This is a genomic window from Streptomyces sp. NPDC023723 (assembly GCF_040639815.1).
Taxonomy (GTDB): domain Bacteria; phylum Actinomycetota; class Actinomycetes; order Streptomycetales; family Streptomycetaceae; genus Streptomyces.
Genome location: NZ_JBFAAP010000010.1, coordinates 167,386 through 191,584, shown reverse-complemented (window position 1 = coordinate 191,584; position 24,199 = coordinate 167,386). Strand labels below are relative to the sequence as shown.

35 protein-coding genes are annotated in these 24,199 nt (G+C 69.8%); 23 read left to right on the top strand and 12 right to left on the bottom strand.

The features are described from left to right. Positions 1-72 precede the first annotated feature (72 nt). Positions 73-345, top strand: coding sequence for an RNA polymerase subunit sigma-70 (locus tag AB0G32_RS14900; protein ID WP_361162582.1), 273 nt, complete (start codon positions 73-75; stop codon positions 343-345). A gap of 2 nt (positions 346-347) precedes the next feature. Beyond that, positions 348-1,025 carry a zeta toxin family protein gene (locus tag AB0G32_RS14895; protein ID WP_361162581.1) on the top strand — a complete coding sequence of 226 codons (678 nt, stop codon included), beginning with the start codon at positions 348-350 and terminating at the stop codon, positions 1,023-1,025. Here AB0G32_RS14895 and AB0G32_RS14890 read toward each other — a convergent pair. The 4 genes from AB0G32_RS14890 to AB0G32_RS14875 all read right to left on the bottom strand — a co-directional run bounded on the left by AB0G32_RS14890 (position 935) and on the right by AB0G32_RS14875 (position 4,633). After that, positions 935-2,071, bottom strand: a complete 1,137-nt coding sequence (locus tag AB0G32_RS14890) for a class I SAM-dependent methyltransferase (protein WP_361162580.1) — start codon at positions 2,069-2,071, stop codon at positions 935-937. The genes AB0G32_RS14895 and AB0G32_RS14890 overlap by 91 nt on opposite strands. Before the next feature lie 246 nt (positions 2,072-2,317). Further along, positions 2,318-3,166, bottom strand: a complete 849-nt coding sequence (locus AB0G32_RS14885) for an IS5 family transposase (RefSeq protein ID WP_361162579.1) — start codon at positions 3,164-3,166, stop codon at positions 2,318-2,320. Between the two features lie 37 nt (positions 3,167-3,203). Continuing rightward, positions 3,204-3,617 carry a hypothetical protein gene (locus AB0G32_RS14880; RefSeq protein ID WP_361162578.1) on the bottom strand — a complete coding sequence of 138 codons (414 nt, stop codon included), beginning with the start codon at positions 3,615-3,617 and terminating at the stop codon, positions 3,204-3,206. A 2-nt stretch (positions 3,618-3,619) separates the two neighbouring features. After that, positions 3,620-4,633 (bottom strand): DUF6192 family protein, encoded by a 1,014-nt coding sequence (locus AB0G32_RS14875; protein ID WP_361162577.1) that lies wholly within the window; start codon positions 4,631-4,633, stop codon positions 3,620-3,622. 666 nt (positions 4,634-5,299) lie between these two features. Here AB0G32_RS14875 and AB0G32_RS14870 point away from each other — a divergent pair. From AB0G32_RS14870 to AB0G32_RS14790, 17 genes are all read left to right on the top strand, one after another. Continuing rightward, positions 5,300-5,578 carry a DEAD/DEAH box helicase family protein gene (locus AB0G32_RS14870; RefSeq protein WP_361162576.1) on the top strand — a complete coding sequence of 93 codons (279 nt, stop codon included), beginning with the start codon at positions 5,300-5,302 and terminating at the stop codon, positions 5,576-5,578. Further along, entirely contained in the window at positions 5,484-5,975 is a 492-nt protein-coding gene (locus AB0G32_RS14865; protein ID WP_361162575.1) for a hypothetical protein, read from the top strand. The genes AB0G32_RS14870 and AB0G32_RS14865 overlap by 95 nt, the downstream gene beginning before the upstream one ends. After that, positions 5,972-6,229 carry a hypothetical protein gene (locus AB0G32_RS14860; protein ID WP_307018467.1) on the top strand — a complete coding sequence of 86 codons (258 nt, stop codon included), beginning with the start codon at positions 5,972-5,974 and terminating at the stop codon, positions 6,227-6,229. Before AB0G32_RS14865 ends, AB0G32_RS14860 begins: the two co-directional genes overlap by 4 nt. Continuing rightward, complete coding sequence (locus AB0G32_RS14855) at positions 6,226-6,357, top strand: hypothetical protein (protein ID WP_361162574.1); 132 nt, start codon at positions 6,226-6,228, stop codon at positions 6,355-6,357. The genes AB0G32_RS14860 and AB0G32_RS14855 overlap by 4 nt, the downstream gene beginning before the upstream one ends. 4 nt (positions 6,358-6,361) lie before the next feature. Then, complete coding sequence (locus AB0G32_RS14850; RefSeq protein ID WP_361162573.1) at positions 6,362-6,940, top strand: hypothetical protein; 579 nt, start codon at positions 6,362-6,364, stop codon at positions 6,938-6,940. A gap of 114 nt (positions 6,941-7,054) precedes the next feature. Then, positions 7,055-7,435 (top strand): hypothetical protein, encoded by a 381-nt coding sequence (locus AB0G32_RS14845; protein WP_361162572.1) that lies wholly within the window; start codon positions 7,055-7,057, stop codon positions 7,433-7,435. A gap of 41 nt (positions 7,436-7,476) precedes the next feature. Then, the gene (locus AB0G32_RS14840) at positions 7,477-7,779 is read left to right on the top strand and encodes a hypothetical protein (protein WP_361162571.1); all 303 of its coding nucleotides are present in this window, start codon (positions 7,477-7,479) and stop codon (positions 7,777-7,779) included. 89 nt (positions 7,780-7,868) lie between these two features. Then, the gene (locus AB0G32_RS14835; RefSeq protein WP_361162570.1) at positions 7,869-8,552 is read left to right on the top strand and encodes a GGDEF domain-containing protein; all 684 of its coding nucleotides are present in this window, start codon (positions 7,869-7,871) and stop codon (positions 8,550-8,552) included. Beyond that, the gene (locus tag AB0G32_RS14830) at positions 8,549-9,007 is read left to right on the top strand and encodes a hypothetical protein (RefSeq protein WP_361162569.1); all 459 of its coding nucleotides are present in this window, start codon (positions 8,549-8,551) and stop codon (positions 9,005-9,007) included. Before AB0G32_RS14835 ends, AB0G32_RS14830 begins: the two co-directional genes overlap by 4 nt. After that, entirely contained in the window at positions 9,004-9,564 is a 561-nt protein-coding gene (locus AB0G32_RS14825; RefSeq protein ID WP_361162568.1) for a WhiB family transcriptional regulator, read from the top strand. Before AB0G32_RS14830 ends, AB0G32_RS14825 begins: the two co-directional genes overlap by 4 nt. A 259-nt stretch (positions 9,565-9,823) precedes the next feature. Continuing rightward, entirely contained in the window at positions 9,824-10,405 is a 582-nt protein-coding gene (locus tag AB0G32_RS14820; RefSeq protein WP_361162567.1) for a histone-like nucleoid-structuring protein Lsr2, read from the top strand. A 3-nt stretch (positions 10,406-10,408) separates the two neighbouring features. Beyond that, complete coding sequence (locus AB0G32_RS14815; protein WP_361162566.1) at positions 10,409-10,900, top strand: hypothetical protein; 492 nt, start codon at positions 10,409-10,411, stop codon at positions 10,898-10,900. A gap of 10 nt (positions 10,901-10,910) precedes the next feature. Beyond that, on the top strand, positions 10,911-11,372 hold the full coding sequence (locus tag AB0G32_RS14810) for a hypothetical protein (RefSeq protein WP_361162565.1): 462 nt from the start codon (positions 10,911-10,913) through the stop codon (positions 11,370-11,372). Further along, entirely contained in the window at positions 11,372-11,548 is a 177-nt protein-coding gene (locus AB0G32_RS14805; RefSeq protein ID WP_361162564.1) for a hypothetical protein, read from the top strand. Before AB0G32_RS14810 ends, AB0G32_RS14805 begins: the two co-directional genes overlap by 1 nt. Beyond that, complete coding sequence (locus AB0G32_RS14800) at positions 11,545-11,919, top strand: hypothetical protein (protein ID WP_361162563.1); 375 nt, start codon at positions 11,545-11,547, stop codon at positions 11,917-11,919. Before AB0G32_RS14805 ends, AB0G32_RS14800 begins: the two co-directional genes overlap by 4 nt. 213 nt (positions 11,920-12,132) lie before the next feature. Then, positions 12,133-12,894: a ParA family protein gene (locus tag AB0G32_RS14795; protein WP_229900739.1), complete on the top strand. Its 762-nt coding sequence runs from the start codon at positions 12,133-12,135 to the stop codon at positions 12,892-12,894. After that, positions 12,894-13,970 (top strand): ParB/RepB/Spo0J family partition protein, encoded by a 1,077-nt coding sequence (locus AB0G32_RS14790; RefSeq protein WP_361162562.1) that lies wholly within the window; start codon positions 12,894-12,896, stop codon positions 13,968-13,970. Before AB0G32_RS14795 ends, AB0G32_RS14790 begins: the two co-directional genes overlap by 1 nt. Before the next feature lie 114 nt (positions 13,971-14,084). Here the strand turns inward: AB0G32_RS14790 and AB0G32_RS14785 are convergent, their stop codons facing one another. Continuing rightward, on the bottom strand, positions 14,085-14,306 hold the full coding sequence (locus AB0G32_RS14785; RefSeq protein ID WP_361162561.1) for a hypothetical protein: 222 nt from the start codon (positions 14,304-14,306) through the stop codon (positions 14,085-14,087). Between the two features lie 29 nt (positions 14,307-14,335). After that, on the bottom strand, positions 14,336-14,698 hold the full coding sequence (locus tag AB0G32_RS14780) for a hypothetical protein (protein WP_361162560.1): 363 nt from the start codon (positions 14,696-14,698) through the stop codon (positions 14,336-14,338). Between the two features lie 273 nt (positions 14,699-14,971). Between AB0G32_RS14780 and AB0G32_RS14775 the strand changes: the two genes are divergently transcribed. Further along, complete coding sequence (locus AB0G32_RS14775; protein ID WP_361162559.1) at positions 14,972-15,592, top strand: relaxase domain-containing protein; 621 nt, start codon at positions 14,972-14,974, stop codon at positions 15,590-15,592. Positions 15,593-15,679: 87 nt separating this feature from the next. Beyond that, complete coding sequence (locus AB0G32_RS14770; RefSeq protein WP_361162558.1) at positions 15,680-16,288, top strand: superoxide dismutase; 609 nt, start codon at positions 15,680-15,682, stop codon at positions 16,286-16,288. A gap of 364 nt (positions 16,289-16,652) precedes the next feature. Here AB0G32_RS14770 and AB0G32_RS14765 read toward each other — a convergent pair whose 3' ends face one another. Continuing rightward, on the bottom strand, positions 16,653-17,090 hold the full coding sequence (locus tag AB0G32_RS14765; RefSeq protein ID WP_361162557.1) for a hypothetical protein: 438 nt from the start codon (positions 17,088-17,090) through the stop codon (positions 16,653-16,655). Between the two features lie 300 nt (positions 17,091-17,390). On the opposite strand from AB0G32_RS14765, the gene AB0G32_RS14760 reads away from it, so the two are divergent. Both AB0G32_RS14760 and AB0G32_RS14755 read left to right on the top strand, forming a co-directional pair. Then, a complete protein-coding gene (locus tag AB0G32_RS14760) occupies positions 17,391-18,470 on the top strand; it encodes a replication-relaxation family protein (protein ID WP_361162556.1) in 1,080 nt (359 codons plus the stop codon). A 113-nt stretch (positions 18,471-18,583) separates the two neighbouring features. Beyond that, complete coding sequence (locus tag AB0G32_RS14755) at positions 18,584-19,801, top strand: transposase (RefSeq protein WP_361162555.1); 1,218 nt, start codon at positions 18,584-18,586, stop codon at positions 19,799-19,801. A gap of 83 nt (positions 19,802-19,884) precedes the next feature. On the opposite strand, the gene AB0G32_RS14750 is transcribed toward AB0G32_RS14755, so the two are convergent. From AB0G32_RS14750 to AB0G32_RS14730, 5 genes are all read right to left on the bottom strand, one after another. After that, positions 19,885-20,220: a hypothetical protein gene (locus tag AB0G32_RS14750; protein ID WP_361162554.1), complete on the bottom strand. Its 336-nt coding sequence runs from the start codon at positions 20,218-20,220 to the stop codon at positions 19,885-19,887. A 393-nt stretch (positions 20,221-20,613) separates the two neighbouring features. Next, complete coding sequence (locus AB0G32_RS14745) at positions 20,614-21,435, bottom strand: hypothetical protein (RefSeq protein WP_361162553.1); 822 nt, start codon at positions 21,433-21,435, stop codon at positions 20,614-20,616. Next, positions 21,432-22,247, bottom strand: a complete 816-nt coding sequence (locus AB0G32_RS14740; protein WP_361162552.1) for a sigma factor-like helix-turn-helix DNA-binding protein — start codon at positions 22,245-22,247, stop codon at positions 21,432-21,434. Before AB0G32_RS14740 ends, AB0G32_RS14745 begins: the two co-directional genes overlap by 4 nt. Positions 22,248-22,327: 80 nt before the next feature. Further along, positions 22,328-22,552: a hypothetical protein gene (locus AB0G32_RS14735; RefSeq protein ID WP_361162551.1), complete on the bottom strand. Its 225-nt coding sequence runs from the start codon at positions 22,550-22,552 to the stop codon at positions 22,328-22,330. Positions 22,553-23,377: 825 nt separating this feature from the next. Further along, positions 23,378-24,037, bottom strand: a complete 660-nt coding sequence (locus tag AB0G32_RS14730; protein WP_361162550.1) for an HNH endonuclease family protein — start codon at positions 24,035-24,037, stop codon at positions 23,378-23,380. Positions 24,038-24,199: the final 162 nt, after the last annotated feature.

Below are 24,199 nucleotides of genomic sequence, written 5' to 3'. Positions count from 1 at the left end.
GAATTTATAGGGCAGGTATAAAATCGTCAAGGGGCCCTAGAAAAAAATCTTCGGCTTCCCTACAGTCGTCTCATGACCACCGAACCGGCCGACCTGATCAACGCCTCCGCCGTCAGCGAGGCACTCGCCGCCATCAGCGCCATCCCCGACCCCGTCGCCCGGGAGAAGGCCGCCCGTGACCTGCAGACCGCTCTGACCGAGGCGATCGCCGATCCCCTCACTCGGACCAAGGCCGTCCGGCAGCAGGCCGTGCTCGAACTGCGCCGGACCCTCACCCTGGCCAAGGTCGCCGAGCAGCTCGGCCTGTCCATCGGCCGCGTCGACCAGATCGCCAAGGGCAAGTAGCGGTGACAGGAAGCAACACCGGCCGCGCCGTGCTGTCCGAACAGGAAAGCCTCGGCATACTGCACCGGCTGATCCTCCCGGAGGCGACGCAGAGCGCCGTCCCACAGGCGAGGCCGGTCGTAGTCGTCGTCGCCGGACAGCCTGGCGCGGGAAAGACACAGACGGCCGATCTCCTCCAGGCCGTCCTGGACCGCCGCGGTGGCTGCGTCCGGATCGGCCGTGACCTGTACAAGCCGTTCCACCACCGCTACACCGCCGCCCTGGCGGACGATGTCCGCACCGCCGGGGCCCGGGTGCGGCCTGACACCGTCCGGTGGCAGGCCGCCGTCGAAGCGCACGTCCGCGCGATGCGCTTCGATGCCGTGGTGGAGTCGGCGCTCGCCGACCCGGACGACTTCCGGGCCGCCTTCCGCGCTTACCGGGCGGCCGGCCACCGGATCGAGATCGTCACGCTGGCAACCCCCAAGGCCCTGAGTAGGTGTTTTTGTTCCTCTGGCTGGTCATCCCGTGGGCGAGGCGAAGTCGCCCACGGGATGGGCTCACCTGATGGGCGGGGAGGCGAGATGCTGTTGCGCGGTCCGGTTGCCGGTCATGGTGCCGGGGTCAGGCGCCAGAGGGACGTGGTCTCGGCGCTTCGTGCTGTGTGGAGTGGGTCGGCAGCGTCCTTGGAGCGTGGGTGACGGGGCTTGGTATCGATCTTGTTCACAACGCGGAGCTGTGCTGCCTGGATGGCGTCGAGCAGATGTTGACGTGTCCGCAGGCCGAGGTGTTCCGCCAGATCGGACAGGATGAGCCAGCCCTCGCCGCCTGGTCGGAGGTGGGCGGACAGGCCGGCGAGGAAGCTGTGGAGCATGGTGCTGTCCGGGTCGTAGACGCCTAGTTCGATAGGGCCGGTCGGATGGGATGGGAGCCAGGGCGGGTTGCAGACAACCAGGTCGGCGCGGCCTTCGGGGAACAGGCCGGGGCCCGACACTTCGATCCGGTCGGTGAGCGCGAGCCGGTGGACGTTCTCCTTGGCGCAGGTCAGGGCACGTGGGCTGATGTCAGTGGCCACGACGCGGTTGATACCGCGGTGGGCCAGGACCGCAGCGAGGACACCGGTTCCCGTGCCGAGGTCGAATGCCGTACTGGTGGCGAGGCTGTGCCGGGTCGCCGGTGGCAGTGGCGTGTGGGCGACCAGGTCGACGTACTCGTCTCTGACTGGCGCGAACACGCCGTAGTGGGGGTGGATGCGAGTGCCGAGCGCCGGCACGTCGATCCCTTTCAGGCGCCACTGGTGAGCGCCGATCACTCCCAGTAGTTCCCGCAGGGAGACTGCGGTGGGTTCCTTTGGGGGGCCGTAGGCGTCCAGGCATGCCTGCCGGACGTCGGGGGCTCGGCGCAACGCCAGCGTGTAGTCGTCGTTCAGCAGCACCAGGAGCTTTCCGAGGACGCGGGTGCGGTGACTGCTGTTGCGTCGGTGCAGGTGGAAGTTCTCGCTTGGGGACGTGCTGTACCTGGGTGGCTTGCGGTCGATTCGGCGGCCCATTGCCTGTAGGAGTTGCCGGGCGTTGTGGAAGTCGCCTTGCCAGAGCAGGGCCGTTCCTTCGCACGCCTGTCGGTAGGCGTCGTTGGCTTTCATCCGGTCGTCGGCGATGACGGTTCGCCGGGGCAGAGGGATGGCGTTCTCGGAATGCCAGCGGGCGGACTGGGGGGCGTTGTTCTGGGTCCAGTGGATGGTGGACACCGCGTACTCCTCGTGATCGAGCGTGCAGGGGCACGAAGAGCACTTCGACGAGGAGCAGACCGAACCGACGCCTGTCCATCGGACAGGCGTGTGCGTTGAGGCAGGTGGCCGTTACCGCTCTCGCGTCGAAGCGCGAGAGCGGACGTCCCAGACAACCATGCCGAGCATCGGGGTGAGCCCTTTCGGAGGAGTGGCAGAAGGCTCGCACAGGTGTTGTTCGGCTGCCAAACACACCAGCCAGGCCAGTCAACGGGCTGGCTTCTTCGTCCACTGGCTGGTCCGAGGGCTTTTGCGGGTGAGGCGTCGGGTCATCGTGGTGATGAGTGCCCAGTTCAGGTGTGCTTCGGAGTGCTGAGGGAGGCGTTCGTAGTCGCGTGCGTTGCGGCGGGCGTTCATGCACCAGCCGATCGTGCGCTCGACTTTCCAACGGCGGGGCAGGACGACGAAGCCCTTGGTGCCCTTGGGGCGGGAGACGATGCGCAGGGTGAGCCAGAGGCGGTCGCGGGCCCAGTCCACGAGGTCGCCGGCGTAGCCGCGGTCGGCCCAGATCTGGGTGATCTGCGGCTGAGTGAGGCGAAGGCGCCAGAACACGTCGCGGGCGGCGTCGCGGTCCTGGACATCGGCGGGCGTCACCGTGATCATCACGGGCAGGCCGAGCGTGTCCACGGTGATATGTCGCTTGCGACCGTTGATCTTCTTCGCGGCGTCGTAGCCGCGGCTGTTCTTGCCGACGGTGGATGCGCCCTTGACCGACTGGGAGTCGACGATCAAGGTCACCGGGTGCGGGCAGCGGCCCTTGCCGGTACGGATCCGGCGGCGGAGCTGGTCACGGATGTAGGTGACGACCCCGGCCCGGTTCCACCGCCAGAAGAACCCGTAGACGGTCTCCCACGGCGGGAAGTCCCCGGGCAGCGCTCTCCATTTCGCGCCGTTGTCGACGATGTAGCGGATGCCGTCGACGATCTCCCGTCGGGGCCACTTCTCGGGGTGACCGCCGGTCTTGGTCTGGCAGGCCGGGACCGGCAGCAGGGGTTCGAGAAGGGCCCATTCGGCGACTGAGGTGTCGGACGGGTAGCGGCGACGGCGTGCGGGCATGGCGGGCTCAACAGAGGTGATCGGCGGTGGACGGGAGCTATTTGGAGAGCTGGGCGAGGGTGGCGCGGACGCCGGTGAGCTGGGCGGTGGCGAGCTGGGCCCATTCGTCGTCGGGGTAGCGGGCCAGGTGCGGGTCGAGCGTGCCCGTGATCACCCGCGTGAGACGGCCGAGGATCTGGCGGAACTGCCGCTTGTCGTACTCGATCCAGTCCGCGGGATCGTCGGAGAACAGGTAGCCGTCTCCGCGGGTCCAGGTGATCGGGGTCAGGTTCTCCGCGGCGACGACGTCGCGGACGTGCCGGATGCCCCGGCCGACCTGCGAACGGGTCAGGCGGGTGGCGGCCATGAGCTGACAGGTGTGCAGGCCCGCAGGGCGTGCCTCCATCAGGGCGACGCGGACCAGGTCGCCGTAGTGCTCGGCCAGGGGCCGGGCCTCCCGGCGCCGCGGCACGGCTACTCCTCACCCTTGAGTAGCTGGACCAGCTGCTCGTCCAGGGTGAACTCGCCGTTGTCGAGCGCGCCTTCGAGCCAGTCCGCCGCCGCGCGGACCCTGCCGATCTGCCGGCGCACGGTCTCGCGCTCGTCCTCGGTGAACTCCTGCCCGCGCAGCTGCGGGACCAGCCTGCCCAGGGTGGCCACGAAGCCGTGACAGGAGCCGACCAGGTCGAGGTACTCGATGGTGTGCTCAATCTTCCGGACGGCCGGAGTGCGCTCCCGAATCCGTTCGCGCGTCTCGTTGGAGTTGTCGAACTGCGCACGGTTGACGAGCATCCGGGTGGTGTCGTCCCGCATCGCCGTCCGGGCGACGGCCGGCCGGCGCAGCAGGCTGGTCGTGACCTCCTTCGCGACCGTGTCGTCCCGGGTCAGCTCTGTGGCGACCCGCACCCGCTCGGCCGGGGTGACATGCTCAGTCACCGCAGGCCGCTTCAGCAGATCGGTGGCGACCTGCGCGGCGACCTCATCATCCCGGGTCAGGTCAGCGACGGCCTGGACCTTCTCGTCCACCGTGACCGGGCGGTCGACCCGCTGGCCGACGACCCGCTTCGCGCCGTCGGGCGTCCACTGCCTCGCACCGGTGCGCGGGTTGAACGGCGCATCCTCGATCGCCGCCCACCGCTCGTCCTCATCCACGACCGAGGCCAGGATGCGATGGACCGTGAACGACAACCCGTCCTTGCGGCGTTCCTTGGGCCACCGGTTGGCGGTGTAGCGCCAGTCCTCCACCGTCCGCCGTTCGACACCGATGTCGTCCGCGAACATCTGCAACGACTCCGTCACCGTGAACAGGTCGTCCGTGCCGTTCGGCATCGATCCGCCCACCGAACGCATCGGCTCGATCTCCAGCGCCATGTCCCCCAGCGCGAACTGAGCCCTCGCGACCTGCGCGATCAGCTCTTTCGCCTGGGAGACGAGCTGTTCGTAACGATGCCGGGTGACGTTCCCTATCCGGTCGGCCACGTCGGTCATGACGATCACCGTCCTCACTCGGGCCCGGCTCGGCCACTACGAGGTGACCGGACAGAGGGGCGCCGGCCCCGGTCACCGTCCACCGTGACGCGGGCGCGACACGCCGGGGCAGAGCGTGAATCAGGGGCGCTCGAAGCGCGTATCAGTCGTCACCGACCCGCGTGCAAGACGCGAGGTACTCCCGAGGCGTTCGGCTACGGCGTTTCCGTAACGGTGTTCCGTGACGCACGTCGTTGACGGCAGGCCCGTACCCGGCAACGGTCCGAGCAGTACACCGCTGCCCTCGACCGCTCCACCCCCACCGTCCACGACCGCCCGCACACCGGACACTCCGCCTGCTCACCCCGCTGCATCGCGACCACCCGCTGCCGGGTCCGCTGAAGCCTCCGCCAACGCCGTGACCTGCACCGACCCGAGCAGAACACCGCCTCCGCCGCCATCGTCTGCGGCAGCGGATCACCACATTCCCGGCAGTACCGCCGAGCCGTACCGTCAACCCCCACACGCCGATCATCCAACCGTGCACACCGCCCGGCCAGGGATCAAAAACACCTACTGAGGATCCCGATCCGCCACTACAGCTCCCTAAGTCCCCCGATATGCACCTCAGTTGCCGGTTCGCAGGCTACAGGCGGGGTCTGACAACGAGACGTGTCCTGAACGGGATTGACCGATCATCACTTCTTTCTGATCGGCCGTATCCATGCGGGTGAGCGCCTGACGGTCGTCCTTGCCTCTCCCGGGTCGGGAAAGACGCTCACCTACCAGGCAACAGCCACCAGGCTCTTCAGGGCCGGCCTGATCGACCACGTGGCGGTCTTCGCCCCTCGGGTCGCCCTCGCCCAAGGGCATGCACGGCTCCCACCTGGTCTACAAGAACGACGGCAGCCCGGTGGAAGAGAACCCCTGGCGGCACGGCAAGGAGGGCCGCACCTGCACCGCTAGCGCGTACGGCCGCCGCTCGGTGAGCCGACACGTCGCCTCCTATTCGGCCGTGCAGCTCGCCTCCACCCTCGCCGTCACCCGCACCCTCGGCTACCGCGTCCCCGCCAGCGCCCTGCTCACCGGCGCCGCGATCAACGCGATCACCCACGGAATCCTGGACAGGCGCGAACCGCTGCTCTGGCTCGCGGAGAAGGCCGGGAAGGCCGGCTACATCAAGCACGCCACGGTCGTCCGCAAGGCCGGCGGCGAGGGCACCGAGTACCCCGAGGCCGTCCAGGACGTCTCCGGTCCCGGTACCGCGCTGATGGAGCTGGACCAGGCGGCGCACCGCGCCATCGGCGTGGCCGCCGCCCTGGTCACCACCTGGATCACCTTGCGCAAGGGCGACCGCCGGTGACGCCCGCGTGCGGCTGGGACCAGGCCGTCTTCCGGTGCGGGCGGTGCGGCATCGAGCACACCGCCACCACCGAGGACGACTACCTCAAGGCCGTCGGTGCTCACAGTGACGCCCACGCCGTGTGGGACCGCCTCAACCCCATCGAGCGCGACGGCTTCGCCTCGATCCTGCGCACCATCCTGTCCGCGCCGGACCTGGCCGTAGAGTTCTTGGCCCTCGCCGACCGGCAGGCGACGGGAGGCGACAGCCGGTGAGCACCCCCGCCATCTTCTTCGCCACCTACGTCAGCCTCGCCGGCGCGCTCGCCGCCCCGTTCGTGATCACCGCCGCCCGCCGAACCATCGCCCGCATCCACGCCCAGGCCGACCAGAAGGAGCAGTAACCCCATGGCACTCACCCTCTTCTCCCGCACCCGCACCCGCACCGCCACCGAACCGGAGCACACCCCCGAGCCGTGGCCGGAGATCGGCGAGACCTGGAAGCCCGAGGGCGTGATCGTCACCCAGCGCTTCCTCGGGCTGGCCGGTGCCGTCGTCCTCGTCTACACCGCCGACGCCGGGGTCAACGGCACCTACTACGCGGTCGCCTGCCTGGGCTGCTCGTACCGCGCCCGCTACAAGGACCGCGACAACCCCATCTACTCCGAGCAGGCGGGCGGGGAGATCGCCAACGCCCACGCCGCCCAGTGCCGGGCGCTGCCCCGCGACCTGCCCACTCGCCCCGACGACGACACCGCCCGCCAGATCGTGCGGCGCAGGCTGGACTCGGAGCGCCGCTCCGACTACGACTCCACGGTCTACCTCACCAGCTTCCACCTGGACCGCCTCGCCCTCCAGCGCTCCACCGAGTGGATCGAGGAGGAACTGCAGCGCCTCGCGGACGAGCAGCCGGAGTTCCTGACCGCCAAGCCGCGCACCTACGGCACCGGCACCGAGTTCACGATCCTGCGCCGTCCCCAGCGCTGACCGGACGCTCTCCGTACGGCCCCGCCGCACCGCCCCCGGGCGGGCGACGGCGGGGCCGTGCGGTGTCCGTCCGGTCAGCCGAGACCGGACGACCGGCCCTCCCCGGAGGTCACCGTGCCCCTCGCCCGCCGCTCCCTCATGGAAGCCGCCGCCGCCCGCTTCGGCTGGCGCCGCGCCTACGGCGACACCACACAGGTCGACGCGCTGCTCACCGAGCAGACCGAGACCGCGTACACCGAGGCCGCCGACCACGCGGCCCTGGCGACCGCGAAGAATGACGACGTCCTCACCGTGCAGCCCTGCGTCCTGGACGTCCGCGGCCGCGTCCTGGCCGACGTCCTCTACCTGGAGGGCGTCCTGACCGGCGCCCGCAACCGCGGCCTGCCCCCGGAGCTCATCGAGCGCCTGGAGGACGCCGTCGGCCACGGCCACGAGCTGACCGTGCTGCTCGCGGACACCGTCCGCATCACCGCCGCCCACGCGACCGGCCACTGAGCGCCGGGTCACGACCAGCAGATGGAGGGAGATGGGTCGTCATGCCGCTTCGCTATTTCGAGGTTGACGTCCCGATACACCACACCACCAACCGCCAGCTGAAGGGCGTACACGTCTTCACCGGCGAGGCGTCGTCCAAGAGCGAGGCCCTGCGCATCGCGCACGAGGTGTACGACGCGGCGCTCGCCGCGCAGCAGGCCGGACACGAGGTTCCCGGCAGGCAGGCCGACGGCTGGGGAGCGCGGGGGCTTCGGCCCGACTGGGCGCTCGACTGGCAGGCCGCAAAGGCCGGCCCTTGGAACGACCCCTACAGCTGGCTCAGCCACGAGCCCTTCGAGCTGTAGGTCCGCCCCGGGACGGCCGCCAAAGGCCGCAAAACCAGTCGGCCGCCCCGGGCCACCCATCCCGTACATGACGAGAGGGAGCAACCAGTATGGCCTCCACCGTGCGCGTACAGGCCCCGATCGGGCAACGCGCCCTGTTCATCACCACACTCGCCGTGCCACTGACCGGCTGGACCGTGCACGCGGTCAGCCTGCACAGGAAGCTGTCCGCCGCCCGCCGCGACCCGCTCACGGGTCTGCTCGGGCGCGACGGCTTCACCGCCAAGGCCCGGCAGATCACCGACCGGTACGGCGACAATGCCCTGGTCGGGATCGTGGACCTGGACCACTTCAAGCAGATCAACGACGGACCGGGCGGGCACGCCGCCGGCGACCGCGTCCTGGCCGCCACCGCCGCCCGGCTCACCGCCTGGGCGGGCAGCCGCGGGGCGGTCGGCCGGCTCGGAGGGGACGAGTTCTTCGCCTTCGCCGTGCGGATCGGACCCGCCCGCCGCGAGCTCCGTCTCGCCCAGCTCGCCACGCTGCTCGCGCAGCCGGTGGAGGTCGACGACGGCGCCCTAGTCGACGTCGCCGCATCCGTCGGCGCCGCCTGCCCGGCCATCCTCGGCACCCGCGACCTGTCCCCGCTTCTGCGGGCCGCCGACGGCGCGATGTACGCGGGCAAGCACACCGGCCGCGCCGTCCTCGCCGGACCGCAGCACGCCACCGTGCCCTCCATCAACGGCCGCCGCGCCGGACGGCCGGGCACCAGCACCCTGGGGCGGGCGGCATGAGCGAGACCACCACTGCCGACCCGGGCACCTGGATCCGGGGCATCACGATCCGCCAGCCCTGGACGACCTCCATCCTCGCCGGGAAGGACGTGGAGAACAGGCCGGCCCCCTGGTCCTGGCGCGGCTGGCTGTTGCTGCACGCCGGCCAGGCCACCGAACGGGCCCCGATGCGCGACCCGCTGGTCGCCACCGCGATCCGCGGCTGCGCCCTGCACACCCGGGCCGTCATCGGCGTAGCCCGCCTCACCGACTGCCACCAGGACGCCACCGGCTCCGCCCCGTGCTCCCGCTGGGCGCAGCCCGACGCATTCCACCTGGTCCTCTCCGACGTCCAGGAGCTCGCGCTCCCGATCCCGTGGCTGAACGGCCAGCTCGGGCCGTGGCGCCCGACACAGGACCTCGTGGACCAGGTCCTCCTCCAACTCCCCCACCTCGCTTCGGAGGGCACCTCATGAGCGGCAACCGCACCGGCATCGCCAAGTTGCCGGACATCGTCCTCGCCGACGACCGGATCCCCTTCCCTCACACCGACCAGGCCCTGCGGTGCCGCACGGAACCCGGCCTGTTCGCCATCGAGGACATCCACAACACCGACGAAGACCCCCGCGCCCGGGAGAAGGCGCTCATCAAGGCCAAGCACGCCTGCTCCGGCTGCCCGATCGTCACCGGCTGCCTGAAGTGGGCGCTCGCCAACGCCGACCTGACGAAGAACGGAGTGTGGGCGGCGACCACCGCCCGCGACCGCAAGCAGCTGCGCAAGCAGCTCGTGGCGCGGCTCGGGGACGACTGGGTCGGCGTGGTCGCCGAACAGGACCGCCGCCGCCGTGAGCGGCAGCGCGCGGCGCGCGTCGCGCCGCCGACCGTCCGCGAACTCGCCCTCGCCCGCCTCGAGCTGGAGGGCATCCCCACCCGGCCCGCGCCGTACAACCGCTGGAAGGAACCGATCACCCCCGCACAGGCCGCGTCCAACCGGCGCGTGCTGGAGCTGGTCGCCAGCGGCAAGGCCGCGTGATGTTCACCGACTGGACCGAGACCCTCGGAGCCGAGTCATTGCCCCTGGACCCGAACCCGCAGCAGCAGCTCGCCGCCGCGGCCCGGGTCACCGCCCGCAGATCCCGCGACAAGGACGACATGGCGCTGCTCCTGGACGTCCTCGGGCTGCCCACCGACACCGACACCCTCACCGCCCTGCTCCCCCTCATCCCGGAAGCCGGAGACGCACCCACCATGACGAAACCCCCGCCGCCCCGGCCCTGTCCGCGCACGAGGCCATGGCGATCTCCATGCACAACAACGGCGACACCGAGCAGGCGATCCGCGAGGCCACCGGCCTGAGCGAGACCGAACTCAGCGACCTCATCGCCAGCCACGTCCTCGGACTGCCCCGCACGGCCGCCGACGCTCCGGGCATCGACGTCCCGGTCGTTCCGCTCGCCGTCTCCAACGAGATCCAGGAACTGCTCGACTGGGCGGCCGCGCACCCGGCCGCCTCGGTCCGCAGCCGCGCCGCCCGCATCACCGCCGACCTCTCCGAGCTGACCGACCGCCGCGACAGCGAGGCCAAGCAGCGCGAGGCCGAAGCGAAGGTTGCCAAGGCCCGCGCCGAACTGGAGAAGGCGCAGGAGGAACTGCGCAACGTGAAGGCCGGCACCCGCACCACCACGGCGGCCGCCACCGCGCCCACCCCCATCCGCACCGGCCTGGGCAGCGGCCGCACCCGGGAGGAACTCGCCGCCATCAGGACGTGGGCGCGCGCCAACGGCCACCAGGTCGCCGACGCGGGCATGGTCCGCAAGGCGGTCCTGGAGGCGTACGACGCCGCCCACCAGGCGCCGGTCCGGAAGGCCGGCTGACCCATGGCCGACGACGCCATAGCCCTGGACGGCTTCCTGGACGAAGAGACCGTGCCCGGCGACCTGCACGGCAGCACGGCCCGGTTCCGCCTCACCGTCTCCCCGACGGACGAGCGCACGGACGAGATGATCCTGCCGTGCAGCGTCGCCGACGCGGAGCTGGCGCACGCGGTCATCCACGACCTGGTCCCCGGCGACAAGCTCCGCGTCACCGGCTACCTCCGGCTCCCCCGTACACCGGACGAGCCGATGTGGCTGGTCGTCACCGCACTCACTGTGCTGGAGACCGCGCCGCTGATGACCGACCCGGCCACCGTCGCCACGGCGGCCATCGAGAGGTATGGGCCGTACGTCTGCTGGTTCGACGCCGACACCACCGACGTGGAGGTGTTCACCGAGGGCGGCACATGGGTCGGCACCGTGCCCGAGCCGAGCGACCTGGGTGAACTGCTCGAAGCCTTCGAGCACCGCCAGGCCGCCGGCGGCGAGCAGTAGCGGAGCCGCCGTGCCCATCCGTCCCGAGAACCTGCACCGGTACCCGCGCGACTGGAACGAGATCAGCGCGCGGATCCGGTTCGAGCGGGCAGGCGGCCGCTGCGAGTGCACAGGCCACTGCGGCCTGGCGCACCCGGGCGGCCGCTGCCCGGCCCTCCACGAGCGGATCCACCCCGACACCGGCTCCGTGGTCGGCCTCACCACCGCCCACCTCAACCACACCCCCGAAGACGTGCGAGACGAGAACCTGCTCGCCGCCTGCCAGCTGTGCCACCTGCGCATCGACCACGGGCATCACCGAATCACCCGCTCGATCACCCTCGCCGCCCGCGCGGCCGCCGCCGGACAGCTCGGCTTCCTCGCCGACGCCGACCTCGAGCGCATCGAGCCGCCGGCCCCGCCCCGGCCGACCGCGCCCCGTACAGCACGCCCCGCACTCCAGCTCTCCTTCACCGACCAGGAGGCACCCTGATGCCCGACCAGCCCGCGCGCACCGTCCTTGAGCGCTTCCCCGCCGGCGGCCCCCGCGGCTCCTGGCCCGCAGACGAGTACGCCGCCCAGCAGCAGGCCCAGGGACAGCCCGCCCGGGTCGTCATGGATCTGCGCACCGACAGCTTCCTCGTCATCGCCGACAACTCCGCCGCGTGAGCGCCCGCTTCCGCCTCTGCGGCCACGGCACCGGCCCGCTCCACCCCGGCGACCACAAGGCCGTCGCAGAGTTCACCGCCATGCTCACCGCCCGACAGAGGTCGGCCCCGTGGACCGGCCACGGCGACGTCGCCGTCCGGATCACCCCCGACGCCCGCGCCCTGGAGCGCGGCCGTCCCACCGAAGGGCAGCATCCGGACGCCGACCCCGTCGCCCTAATCCTCATCCACCCCGACACCGAGACCGCCCTCACCGGCACCCTTCACTGCGCCAGAGCACGAATCCACGGCGCGTGGACCGACCCCTACCGACTACTCACCCACGCCCTCGCCGGGCGCGACCTCCCACCCGACATCGACCTGAGCACCTGAGCACATGAAGCGGCCCTCGCCCGTCCGGACCTTCGCGGTCCGTGCGGCGGGGGCCGCTTTTCGTGTTTCTGGAGCAGTCAGCTCCGTGGCAGTTTTACGGCCGTAAAACTGCCACGCCCCGCATGCCTCGCAGGACCCCTTTTGATCTTCTGAGAGGATGCTTCCCGTCCATCCGAAGTACCGGGTTCCCGGGAAGTAGTCGGAGAGCAGTACATGCCCTACATCACCGTGCTCTTGAACCGTAAGGGCGGGGTCGGCAAGTCCCTCTTGTCGGTCAACCTCGCTGCGGTCTACGCCGAAATCCTTGGCTGCGATGCTGCCGAAGCCGAGACCGCAGGCGACGGCCCGTCCGTAGCGGTCGTCTCAATAGACCCCCAGGGCACCAGCATCGAACACGCTGAGAAGGTCAAGAAGGCCGGCAGGCCAGTCCCCTTCCGCGTGGTCGACGCGAGCCAGAGCATCGACAAGCTGCGTCGCCTGCGCAGCGCCAAGGCCGACATCATCATCGTCGACACCCCAGGCTTCATGCCCCTGAAGGCCGAAGACGACGAAGACGAGTCCATCGACCCCCTGGGCGACGGAACCACCGGAGACGCGCTGCGCGCCGTCCTCGACGTTGCTGACGACGTCATCGTCCCCCTCGAAGCAGAGGGATCGGCCTTCACCCCGACCAGGGTCACCGTGGAGCGGGTCCTCATCCCCCGCCAGATTCCCTACGGCGTCGTCGTCAACAACTGGGACCCCCGCGACGGCACTGCAGACCGCGACCGCACCATCAGCCTCGTCCAGCGCAGAGGCTGGGAGCTGTACAACGCCACTGTCCGTCACTACAAGCCGCACACCCGCGGCATCACCAACGGACGGTTCTGCACCCAGTACGAGTCCAACCACATCGCCACCAAGGCCAAGCAGGACTTCGTGTCCCTGGCCCTGGAGCACCAGCTCCGCCGCCAGAAGCACGCGGGAGCTCGATGATGGCCAAGCACGACGAGTTCGACGACTTCTTCGGCGATGACGATGACACCCCAGTCGTCGACACCCGAGCCGACGGCCGCCTGCTCCGCGTTCCTCTTGGTCGGCTCGCCCCCAACGGCGTCAACCCGCGTACCGACTTCGGCACCGAAGGCGAGCTGATCGACCTCGGGAAGAGCCTGCGACGCCGCCAGATTCAGGCGTGCCCTGCCGTCAGTCGTAGCGCCTACCTGAAACTGTGGCCCGACCACGCGAAGCAGATCGGTGACGTCGACTACGTCCTCGTCACCGGTGAGCGTCGGTACCGTGGCGCCAAAGCGGCCGGCAATCCAACCCTGAACTGTGTCGTCGACGACGGCTTGGCCAAAGACCGCAAGACGTTCATGGAAGCCGTGGTCTCCGAGAACGTCGACCGCCAGAACTTCAACCCCGTTGAAGAGGCGTACGCGGTCCAAGCCCTCGTTGCCGAGTTCGGCTCCAACCGCGCCGTCGCCCAGCACTTCGAGCGGGTCGACGGATGGGTCACCCAGCGCATCCTCCTCACCCACCTGGCCCCGGAGGTTCAGGACCTGGTGCGGAAGAAGACCATGCCGCTTGACGCCGCCCGGTCGCTGGGCAAGCTGGCCCGGGACAACGAGTGGGACCCCACGGAGCAGCTGGCATGGTGGCAGGACGAGCAGAAGCAGCGGGCGGCAGCATCTGCTGAACGGGCGGCAGCCAAGAAGGTCGCCAAGAAGGCCGCCGCTCCCAAACGGCTGACCGCCGAGCCGCCTGCTGGTTCTGGGCAGCAAGGGGGCGATCCGTTTTACGGCCGTAAAACGGATCCGGCCGACCCGGCCGCTGCGGAACAAGAGGCGCCCGCCGACGCAGCGCAGGAGGGCGCGCCAGCCGTTCCTGGACAAGCCAGCCCACCCGAAGTGACAGCTGGAGGAGGGAGCCAGCAGCCCAAGCGGTTCCCCTACGAAGACGGTGTCGACGCGGCACAACACCTGATCCATAAGATGCCGACGGACGAGTTCAACAAGATGCTGGACCTGCTCAACAAGCATCGAGAACGTCAGGCCGTACCTGCCGGTTGACCTGACCCACCGGCTTGAGCGCATCCACTGGAAATGGCGGTGGCCCCACCAACAGAGGTGGGGCCACCGCCATTTTCGAGGGCGCCGCGGGGAGATCGGCGCATCAGCGCTCGGTCAGTCCTGGAACTCCCTGCTCTTCACGCCGTAGAACGAGGGTTTCGCGGGGCGGACCTGGGACTGCGCCATGCTGTCGGCGAGCGGGGCGAAGGTCTCGCTGCGCCGGACGACGTCGAGGAACTTGCCCAGCGCTTCCTTGTCCTCCCACAGCGCCGACGCGGTGCTGATGATCAAGCTCTTCACGTGCTCCGACTCGGTCACGGCCTCGGTTGCTGCCACGCTATGTCCCCTCCTGGTCATCGGAACGATCAGCCAACCAACCGGCGGCCCCGCCCCGCAAGATGGCCTTCGGCCAGGGGGCGATCCAGGATGCTGTGCGTTCCGATCCGGTGCCACACGACGTGAGGGAGCCCGGCGACCACCGCCCGGCCGTACGACCACGTCGCGCGCCCGTCCGGCGCCCAGGTGAGCTCGTAGACGCCCGGCGCGCAGCGCACCCCCTTGATCCGTAAGCCGGGGCGGAACTGGCGGCCGGGACGCAGGTCCGGCACGAAGGCGTCCAGGACGACGCGGCGGAAGCGCCGGCGCTGGGCGGGGGTGAGGTGCTGGAGGTCGGCGGTGAAGCGGGGAAGGGCTCGAAGGTGGGCACGGTGGTCTCCTCCGGGCAGCACGACGAAGCCCCCGGCGGTTGCCGAGGGCTGCTGTAGGCGGTGCTCGTTGGTGGCGCTCGTTCCTTGGCGCGTGGTGATGCTCAGTGGCGCCGGATGGTGTCGTTCGGGTCGTGATGTGCGTGCTGCCGGAGAGCGATGACATTCGCGTCCGGCCCGGGTCCGCTTCCCGCCCGGCGGGCCCCGGTGAAGAAAGTTCGGCCGCTGCTCCCGCCTGGCGGGACGCCGGGCTGATCGGCCTTTTCTTGCAGGTCAGAGCCGTGTGGCGTGGTCTGCATGACAGTGGATATCAGGGTGATCCGGGCCGGTCAGATGTACCGCTACTACCTCCGCGAGGCCGTTGTCGGCGACGGACGCCGCCCGGCCCGCACGCCGCTGCGCGCCGCCCAGGAGCAGGCCGGTGTCCCGGTCGGGCGATGGATGGGCCGCGGCCTGGCCGTGCTCGGACTCGCGCCGGGTGAGGAGGTCACCGAGGCGCAGCTGCGGAACCTGTTCGGCGAGCGGGGCCGCCACCCGTACGCGGCCCGGCCGGCTTCCTGCGCGACTGTTCCTCGAAGTTCATCTGGTCCCGCGTCACCGGCAGTGAGTGGAGCCTGGCCCCCACCAGCACTGAGCTGGCGCCAGGAGGCGACGAGCCCACCTCGCCGAGGGAAACCCGCGTCCGAAGGCTCCTCCGCAACCCCACACGCAGCATCTTCTTCAGAACGCTCAAAGCAGCCCTCATCCGCTACTCCGACTCGCTCACTGCGTGACGCTGTCGGGGATTCAGAGCGGGGCCGGCCTGACCGGCGGGCGCCGGGTGAGAAGACGATCACTCTCCAGGAAGGACACGCCGACGGACGGAAGGCGCTCAGACACCGAAGACTGACGGGCCGACCCCGCCACAGATCATGCTGATGCATCTCTGTAGTTGTTGCAAGCTCTTCGCAATAGAGGCATAGGCTGTTCCCTGACGATCACTCACCCGGAAAGGGGACGTGCCTGATGGGCACCTACGCGCTTCCCGACATGCCCTACGACTACGCCGCGCTGGAGCCGGCCATCACCGGGCAGATCCTGGAACTGCACCACGCCAAGCACCACGCCGCCTACGTCAAGGGCGCCAACGACACGCTGGAGCAGATCGCCGAGATCCGCGACAAGGACCAGATCACGCCCACCTCGCTGGTCGGCCTGGAGAAGACCTTCGCTTTCAACCTCTCCGGCCACGTCCTGCACTCGATCTTCTGGCAGAACCTCTCTCCCGACGGCGGCGACCGCCCTGACGGCGCCCTCGCCGACGCCATCGACGAACACCTCGGCGGCTTCGAAGCCTTCAAGAAGCAGCTGACCGTCGCGACCGCGTCCGTCCAGGGATCCGGCTGGGGCGTCCTGGCCTGGGAGCCTCTCGGCAAGCGCCTGATCGTCGAGCAGGTCTACGACCACCACGGCAACGTCGGCCAGGGCACCACCCCGCTCCTGGTCTTCGACGCCTGGGAACACGCCTACTACCTGCAATACAAGAACGTCCGCCCCGACTACGTCACCAAGCTCTGGGACCTCGTCAACTGGGAAGACGTCACCGCCCGCTACACCGCAGCAACCAGCGCCTGATCCAGCAGCGCAGCACCACCCGGCGGGCCGGGAAGCCACCACGGCTTCCCGGCCCGCATCGTTCGGTGACCGTCGCACTCATCCTCACGAGCGATTCGCGAACCCCTGATTCGCCACAGAACGTGACCGCCACGCGCCCGGACTCGCCAACTAGCGTTCACCGGACCCGCCAACAAGGAATCAACGAAACGCTCCTACCTTGTGCTTCGGGAGCTCAGCCTCGCCATCTATCGATCAAAGTCACAGCGCCATTCGCGGCGCCCCCCTTGTCCACCTCCGCTACCTGCGACATCCCGCACCAAAAGGGACAGCGCCCGGGGAGGAGAGATCTCCGTCCCCGGGCGCTGCCCGGCCGGCTTCCGACTCAGTTCAGGCCGTAGCCGCTCCGAAATCCCGCGCTGACGTTGCCGCGGATGTCGTCGAGATACTGGCTCACCTGGTCGACCTCCTGCATGCACTCGATCAGGAAGCCGGCCGTGATCCACGCGGTGTGTGCCCCGGCGCCGCTCGCGAGGCACCACCGCTTGAGGTACCGGCTCGCCACCGTCACCAGCTTCTCGGTGACGTACGCGGACTCGCAGTCGGCGTGCTCGTCGGGCACGGCGGTGAGGTAGTCGGCCAGCAGCAGTGCACCGAACTCACCGATCAGCCGTGCCAGCTCCGGGCCGTCGGCGTGGAACTCCGCCAGCGCGGCCTTCTCCTCCTCGCTGCCCTGCTCCCGCCAGACCAGCTCCACGTAGTCGGCGGCCCGCCGGATCTGCTCCGGGGCGAGCTGGGGGACCCTGGGCGACGTCGTCTCCATGACGGCTCCTTGCTGTTCGCTGGCCGGATGCCTGGTGCGCCCGGCCGGTCGTCCTACGGTGCGCGCCCGGCCCTGTGGACAGAGACCGCGCTCCGGGACGCGGTGCGGGCGTGACTCCGGTCACGGACAAACTCGGACTGCAAGGGGCGACCAAGGAGGAATCGGGCGCAGGTTGTCGGTGGCCGTCAGACGACGGTCAAGGGGTGCCTTCTCACGGTGGCTCCGGCCCGTGCACAGTCCGCGCGCGGGCCGGACGACCGCCGACCCGGCCGCGTACGGCCGGAGAAACCCGAGGACGCGATGACCACCGCACCCGACCCGCACACCCCGCCGGTCCTGGCGGACACCGCTGCGACGGCAAGCCCTGCTCCGAGCCCCGCGACAAGCCCCGCTCCCAGCCCCGCAGCCTCCAGCCGTCGTCTGACGGTTGTTGCTGATCAGACCCCCGATTCGCCTGCCCCGGCCGGTTGCAACTCCTCTTCTACAGGTACTGATGTACCTGGAGAAGCGTCCCGGCCCCGGAAGGCCGCGGCGGCGAAGGCCGGCGCGGACCTCCGCGGCGAGGTCCTGCTCACCCTCGCCCGGCTGCGCCTGGCCACACCCCGCCAGCTGAAGGCGCTGCTGCTGCCCCACCAGCAGGACACCGACCACGTCCGCCGCGCGCTGCGCAACCTGCTCGCCGAATCCCCGGCCCTGGTCGGCCGGACCCACCGTGCCCAGCAGAGCTACTGGTACTGCACCCCGGCGGGCCTCGCCGAAGCCGCCGCCTCCGGTGAGCTCGCGTCGCCGGTCGGCCGGACCACGGGCAAGCGCATCGCGGCCAGCAAGACGGGCCTTCGGGAACACGGCCTCGCCCTGGTCGACACCGTCATCGCCTTCCACCAGGCGGAGGTGGCCGATCACGCCGACTGGCGGGTGGAAGTCGCCCACCCCACCCCGGCCGGGAACCTGGTGCCCGACGCCGTGGTGCTCCTGGCCAACGGCGCCAGCGCGTTCGTGGAGATCGACCGCACCATGTCCTACGCCGGCCTGCTCGCCAAGCTGGAGCGCTACGACGCCTACCGCAACGCACCTGCGTCCGGGCGCGGCAACGCCGCCCGCCCCCCGCGCAACCACTGGCAGGAGACCTACGCCGGTCCGTCACTGGAGCGGACCTTCCCGCTGCTGCTGTTCGTCTTCGCCCCGGCCAAGCGCCGCGCGGCCCCGGAAACGAGGGAGGCCGCCTTCCACGACCGCGCCCGGCCGAACTGGAAGATCACCGTGGCGACGACGACCCTGCACCAGCTCACCCATGACGGGGCCGACCGGCCGGTGTGGCGGATCGTCGGCCGCGGCGAGGAGGACCGGCGGGTGCTGGCCGCAGCGCCCAAGCCGCGGTGAGCACAGCGGGCCCGGCCTTCACCCAGGCCGGGCCCGCCGGCACTCCCCGGTGGTCGGTAGCGGCTGGGAAGCTGACCGGATGAACGGAGACGAACGAAGCCTGCTACCGGGCCATGGACTATCTGCTGACCATCGAGCCGGCCCTGGCCAAGGAGGCGTACTTCCAGGTCACCGACCTGCTCAACCTGGAGGTGGACCTTCTGTTCTTCGACACGACCTCCACGTATTTCGAGACCGAGGACGCCGACGAGCCCGTCGCCCGCGACGAACGCGGCGAGCGTCTGGCGGACGGCGTGCCGACCGAAGACGCGTCACGGCATGACGGGTTCCGCACGCACGGCAAGTCCAAGGACTCCCGTGACGATCTGCCGCAGGTCGTCATCGGGATGGCCGTCACGCGCGACGGGATCCCGGTGCGGGTGTGGTCCTGGCCGGGCAGCACCGGCGACCAGGCCCTGATCCGCCAGGTCCGCGACGACCTGCGCGAGTGGACGCTCTCGAAGGTCGTGTGGGTCGCCGACCGAGGCTTCACCTCCGCCGCCAACCGCCGGGCGCTGATGCGCGGGGGCGGCGGCTACATCATCGGCGAGAAGCTCCGCACCGGATCACCCGAAGTACGCGCCGCCCTCTCACGGCAGGGCCGCTATGCCACCGTGCGCGACAACCTCCAGGTCAAGGAGGTCAACATCGGCACCGACGACCGGTTCGTGATCTGTTTCAACCCCGACCAGGCCACCCGCGACGCCGCGATTCGTCAGCGGATGGTCGCTCAGCTCACAGAAGCGATCGAGGGCACTGACAAGCTGCCGCGGCCCGAACGCGACAAGCTGGCCGGGGTGTTGTCCACCAAGCCCGGCCTGAAGCGGTTCCTTCGCGCCACCCCGGGCGGCCTGCTGCGGGTGGACAAGAAGAAGATCGCCTCCGAGGCCAACCTGGACGGGAAGTACCTCCTGCGCTCCTCGGATCCGAAACTGTCGGCCGAGGACATCGCGCTGGGCTACAAACAGCTCCTGGAAGTCGAGCGCGGCTGGCGCGACATGAAGCAGATCCTGGACCTGCGGCCGGTCTACCACCGCCGCGAGGACCGCATCCGCGCCCACGTCCTGCTGTGCTGGCTCGCCCTGCTGTTGATCCGCGTCGCCGAGACCTCCACCGGCCAGACCTGGAACCGCCTGCGCGCCGAGCTCCAGCGCCTGCACGCCGTCACCTACAGCGGCCCGGCCGGCACCTTCCGCCAGTCCACCGACCTGACCAAGCCCCAGCGCGACATCTTCACCTCCCTGAACGTCACCCCGCCCAAGAAGATCATCGATCTGACCGCAGGCCGCTGACCAGGCACTATCCACCCGCCTAGTGACACGCCATCTCGGCGTGCTCACAGGCATTTCCGCAGGTCAAACCGCATTCCCGTGTCCTAGTCGACACCGCTAACTGTGGAACTCAGGAGCGACTTGTCGCCGGGCAGCGGTACGGCCGGGATCTGTCCAGGGTGATAGGTTCGCCGGTCCTTGTCGCTCGGGAACAGCAGGCATGCCTCGCCGGTGGAGTCGGTGTCGATCGGTCTGGCTTCTCCGTCGGAGTAGACAGCCCACGCCACCACTGGGTCAGCGATCGATGTTCCGTCGTCCGGATCCTGCCACTCCGTCATCCAGCCCCCGCCCGGGACGACACCGATGATCTGGCGGCGCTCACGGATTTCCTTGAAACCCTCAATGTTCCGTGCACGTCGCAGGTCGTTGCGCCACAGCACCAGAGGTCGCCTTCGTCGTCCCAGGCGTGCACAGGGCGAGACTCATCGGGCAGGTTGCCGCGATCGAAGATAGCTTCGGTAGGCACGGTCGCCGGAATCATGAGGCCTCCACAGGTCGGTGATCTGCCAGTCTCACGGGCTCACGTCGTCAGTAGGGCTGGCCAACCGGATTCGGCCGGTTTTCAGTTCCTGGTGCTGTCGGCAGGGTGTCCGGCCCAAGCCCGATGGTGGGACGCGACGTGACAGTCCCTCGCGCAGGCGGCCTCGTAGGACGCCGACGCGTCTTCTGCCCCCTCCAGCCCTCGCAGACGTGTGTTCGATCGTTCCGTGAGCCGTCGGGCTATCAGGATCGGTGGGCGCAGCCACGTCCCGTGCTCTTCCCGAGCAGTGCCGTCACCGGTTCGCGGTCCTCCCCAGTGGCCGATGCGTTGCCTGCTCGGCGTCCCGAGCTGAGGGTCGGATCTCGGGTGCGCGTGCCTCGGGCCGGGTGGCTGCCGTGGTGATCAACGCCTTGACTCGTTGCGCGAAGCCGGCCCCGGGGAGGGGTAGTTCGGTTTCGGGTTCGCGGAGGTAGCCGGCGGCTACCGCGTCCGGGATGTAGGCCATGAGTCTGAGGACTGCTGCCGACTTGGTGCGTGCGGTGTTCGCGGAGAGGTGGCGCAGGACTCGGAGGATGGTGGTGGTGGAGGTGGAGGTGATGACGTGGTTGGCCGGGTGCCACCGGCCGGCGCAGTACGGCTCGGGGCTGCCGTCAGGATTGGGGGCTGGTGATCCGGGCGGGGGTTGGACGTCGTCCGTCTGGTGGTGCCACCAGTTGGCTGCGTCGCTTTCTCCTTGGGCGAGGTGGTGGAGGTAGAGGCAGTAGGCGGCGGCGGCTTGCCCGGCGCCGGCGGCGTACTGCCACCAGAATCGTGCGCCTTCGTCGGTGTCGGACAGCTGCAGGACGCAGGCGAGGGCGAGGGCGCTGCGGGGTTCGGGGACCTGGTCGGTGAGGAAGTCGGCGACGGCGGTGGGCGGGGTGTGGGTGAGGAGGGTTTCGCACAGGGCGCGCAGGTCTTCGGCGGCCCCGTTGTGTGCGGGGTTTTGGGCAGAGGCGGGCGCGGGCGGCCGTACGCCGGTCGCGGGTGTTGCGGGAGTGGGGGCAGCAGTTTCGCGGGGGATGGTGCGGTTGCGGACGAGGAGGGCTCTGGAGAGGAGTTCTTCGATGTGGCTCACAGGGTGGTCCCTTCGGTGCTGGGCGGGGGGATGACGCTCTCCAGGAAGCGGGTGGCGTGGCGTTCGTCGGAGCGGACGGTGGCCAGGGAGGTGCCCAGGAGGGCGGAGACGGACTCGTGGGTGAAGCCGCACAGGCGGCGCAGCACGATGACGTCGAGCTGGCGGTCGGGCAGGCGGCTGATCGCGGCGAAGAGTTCGAGGGTCTCGGTGAGCTGGTGCGCGTGGTCGGCCGGGTCGGTGAGGGTCTGCAGGGCGACGGTGTCGAAGGCGGCGTCACCGAGTTCGGGCCGGCCGTCGCGGTGGGGGGCGCGGGCCATGACCGTGGTGCGCAGGACGTTCCAGGCGTAGCGGCGGGTGTCATGGCTGGCGAGGGCTGCGTTCCAGGACAGCCACAGGCGGTCGAAGGTGTCATAGACCGCGTTCTCGCGCTGGTCGTCGTTGAGGAAGACCTGGGCGTAGAGCAGGTAGTCGTTCTCGACGAGCTCGCGGAAGGCCCGGTGTTCCAGGGGCGGGGCCGCGTGGGAGGCCGTCAGGGTGGTGCGGTTGGTGCAGCCGTTGATCCACTCGCTGCTCTTGTGGGTTTCCAGGGCTGCCTGGCTCCACAGCCGGTACAGGGGCCAGTTCGGCATGCCCAGCTCGTCGGCGAGCCGGAAGACGATCTCCCAGCGGGGGTAGAGGCCGACACCGCGCAGCAGTTCGGAGATTTTTGACTTCGCGAAGCGGACCCGGCTGCTCAGCTCGTTCATGGTCAGGCCGCTGGCCAGGTAGGCGGTGCGCAGCGGGTCCAGCCAGGCGCGGTGGGCGCTGCTCACATTGTCCGCGATGGGCCCGAGTTTGCGTCCCGGGCGTGCGGGTGCGGGTCTGCCGGGTGGTACCGGGGGTTCGGTCGGCGTCACGGGGCGTCGTCCTCCTTGTCCGCGGCCGCGTCAAGGCGGGATCCGGCGCCGGTCGGGGGCGCGGTGTGGGAGCGGACGGTGTGAACGATCTGCTGCACGGTCAGGGCGAGGGCCGGGGCGAGCGCGGCCACCGCGGCCGTCTGGCCCGCGGCCACCATCACCACGCTCCAGGCGAACACCGTCACCGTGACCGTGGCGACCACTATCTGGCGAGGCTTCATACAGAGACTTCCCCTCGTACGTCTTCGAGATCAGCCATGTGAACCCGGCGGCCCCATCCGGAGAGGGCACGCCGGTGCCCCGGGCAGGCGGGTGCCGAAGCCGCCACGCCGGGGAGGGCAACCAGCATGGTCACATGGGAAGTTGCTACGCCTCGTGATCAAAGAATCACGGAACAATAGGAACAATGGGAGATCGGTCCGATCCCGCCGCGGCCTGTGAAGCACCGGCGGCCGGCGGAGACAAGCGCGCTGACGGGTGGAAGTTCCCGGTTCTCCTTGCAATTGCACGCCGAAACGACGTCAATGGAACATGACGCCTTCGGTGTCAGCCTTCCATCCGGAAGGGCCCGTCCCCGTGCCGAAACAATGGGGAAACGGGCATCCGCTCTCGCCTGGCCGGCCTTAGAGGCCAGGCGAGAGCGCAACCCCATACAAGGGGCACGACGACCGTAGACCACACCACTGACACTCCCCCGGGCGCCGCCCGTGCCCCTCGCCGGGCAGCGACGGGACGGAGCACCCTCGGGGACGAACTGTCAAGAGGCAGCCCGGGCGCCCCCACGGCACACATCACCGTTGGGGCGTGGACCGGGGCATGGCTATGCCCCCGCTGGAGGGGGAGCCAGCGAGGGCTGTGCCGCCTCATCCGCCTGGGGAAGGGCGACAAGAGGCAGGCAGCCACCGTCCCTGGGAGGTGCCGGACTCCGGCACAGGGAGAACCGGTGGGACGGTGGTGCGGTCACAATGCGCCACAGTGGCGAGAAACAGCAAGAGTCCGGACAAGCAGAGATTCCACCGCACCGGACGGCAAGCTGAGCTGTTCGCTTACGCGGCCGGTTCGTACGTCACGTTCCGGTCCGGACAGCCGGCCGCCGTCTCCTCCAGGGCTGCCACCTCCGCCTCGTCGGCCGTCAGGCTCCAGCGGAGCTTCGTGGCGACCCATTCAGCGACGTAGCGGCAGTGCACCTCAGCGGCCGGCGGCAACCACGTCGAAGGGTCCTGGTCGGACTTGGACCGGTTCGAGCGGGCGGTGACCGCGACCAGGCTGGCGGCCGCGCCCTGGTCGTTGGCGTAGGCCTCGCGGCGCTCCGGCGTCCACGCGGACGCACCGCTGTCCCAGCTCTCCGCGAGCGGCACCATGTGGTCGATGTCCAGACCAGAAGCGGAGGTCACCCACACCTGGTCGTAGTACGACCACCAGCTGCCGCCCGTCAGGCGGCACCGGGGCCCGACCGCGGGCGGCTCGACCGCCTCTGCGATCAGGACTTCGTTGCGGGTGGAGCAGCCGTCGGCCGGGTCGTCTCCGGTGTTCCAGTGGCGGAAGGCGTCGCGGTTGTAGCCGTCGCGGGACTCGGTGTCCACCGGCAGCCGGGTGACGGCTTCGGTCAGGGGAAGCGTCTCCGCGGCGTGAACGGGAGAGGACACGGTGAAGGGCAGGGCAGCGAGGGAGGCGGCGGCCAGGCCGCGCAGCACAGTGGTGAGCATGAGCCGTTGATAACGGCCCCGGAGGGGGCGCTGTCGGGCGTTCCTCGAGTGCGCCGCCCGTGTGGGTGGAATGGTCGTACCGGAAACGGCGAGGCGCAGCGCTCGTGCAGCACGCGGCGGACGAGTCAGCACGCATGTTGCTGCGTACCCGGCCGGGTGACG

Coding starts and splice junctions, on each gene's coding strand:
- AB0G32_RS14900 (WP_361162582.1), top strand. CDS start 73: ATGACCACCGAACCGGCCGACCTGATCAACGCCTCCGCCGTCAGCGAG.
- AB0G32_RS14885 (WP_361162579.1), bottom strand. CDS start 3,166: ATGCCCGCACGCCGTCGCCGCTACCCGTCCGACACCTCAGTCGCCGAA.
- AB0G32_RS14875 (WP_361162577.1), bottom strand. CDS start 4,633: ATGACCGACGTGGCCGACCGGATAGGGAACGTCACCCGGCATCGTTAC.
- AB0G32_RS14865 (WP_361162575.1), top strand. CDS start 5,484: ATGCACGGCTCCCACCTGGTCTACAAGAACGACGGCAGCCCGGTGGAA.
- AB0G32_RS14850 (WP_361162573.1), top strand. CDS start 6,362: ATGGCACTCACCCTCTTCTCCCGCACCCGCACCCGCACCGCCACCGAA.
- AB0G32_RS14840 (WP_361162571.1), top strand. CDS start 7,477: ATGCCGCTTCGCTATTTCGAGGTTGACGTCCCGATACACCACACCACC.
- AB0G32_RS14835 (WP_361162570.1), top strand. CDS start 7,869: ATGGCCTCCACCGTGCGCGTACAGGCCCCGATCGGGCAACGCGCCCTG.
- AB0G32_RS14830 (WP_361162569.1), top strand. CDS start 8,549: ATGAGCGAGACCACCACTGCCGACCCGGGCACCTGGATCCGGGGCATC.
- AB0G32_RS14825 (WP_361162568.1), top strand. CDS start 9,004: ATGAGCGGCAACCGCACCGGCATCGCCAAGTTGCCGGACATCGTCCTC.
- AB0G32_RS14820 (WP_361162567.1), top strand. CDS start 9,824: ATGGCGATCTCCATGCACAACAACGGCGACACCGAGCAGGCGATCCGC.
- AB0G32_RS14815 (WP_361162566.1), top strand. CDS start 10,409: ATGGCCGACGACGCCATAGCCCTGGACGGCTTCCTGGACGAAGAGACC.
- AB0G32_RS14805 (WP_361162564.1), top strand. CDS start 11,372: ATGCCCGACCAGCCCGCGCGCACCGTCCTTGAGCGCTTCCCCGCCGGC.
- AB0G32_RS14795 (WP_229900739.1), top strand. CDS start 12,133: ATGCCCTACATCACCGTGCTCTTGAACCGTAAGGGCGGGGTCGGCAAG.
- AB0G32_RS14790 (WP_361162562.1), top strand. CDS start 12,894: ATGGCCAAGCACGACGAGTTCGACGACTTCTTCGGCGATGACGATGAC.
- AB0G32_RS14775 (WP_361162559.1), top strand. CDS start 14,972: ATGACAGTGGATATCAGGGTGATCCGGGCCGGTCAGATGTACCGCTAC.
- AB0G32_RS14770 (WP_361162558.1), top strand. CDS start 15,680: ATGGGCACCTACGCGCTTCCCGACATGCCCTACGACTACGCCGCGCTG.
- AB0G32_RS14765 (WP_361162557.1), bottom strand. CDS start 17,090: ATGGAGACGACGTCGCCCAGGGTCCCCCAGCTCGCCCCGGAGCAGATC.
- AB0G32_RS14760 (WP_361162556.1), top strand. CDS start 17,391: ATGACCACCGCACCCGACCCGCACACCCCGCCGGTCCTGGCGGACACC.
- AB0G32_RS14755 (WP_361162555.1), top strand. CDS start 18,584: ATGGACTATCTGCTGACCATCGAGCCGGCCCTGGCCAAGGAGGCGTAC.
- AB0G32_RS14735 (WP_361162551.1), bottom strand. CDS start 22,552: ATGAAGCCTCGCCAGATAGTGGTCGCCACGGTCACGGTGACGGTGTTC.
- AB0G32_RS14730 (WP_361162550.1), bottom strand. CDS start 24,037: ATGCTCACCACTGTGCTGCGCGGCCTGGCCGCCGCCTCCCTCGCTGCC.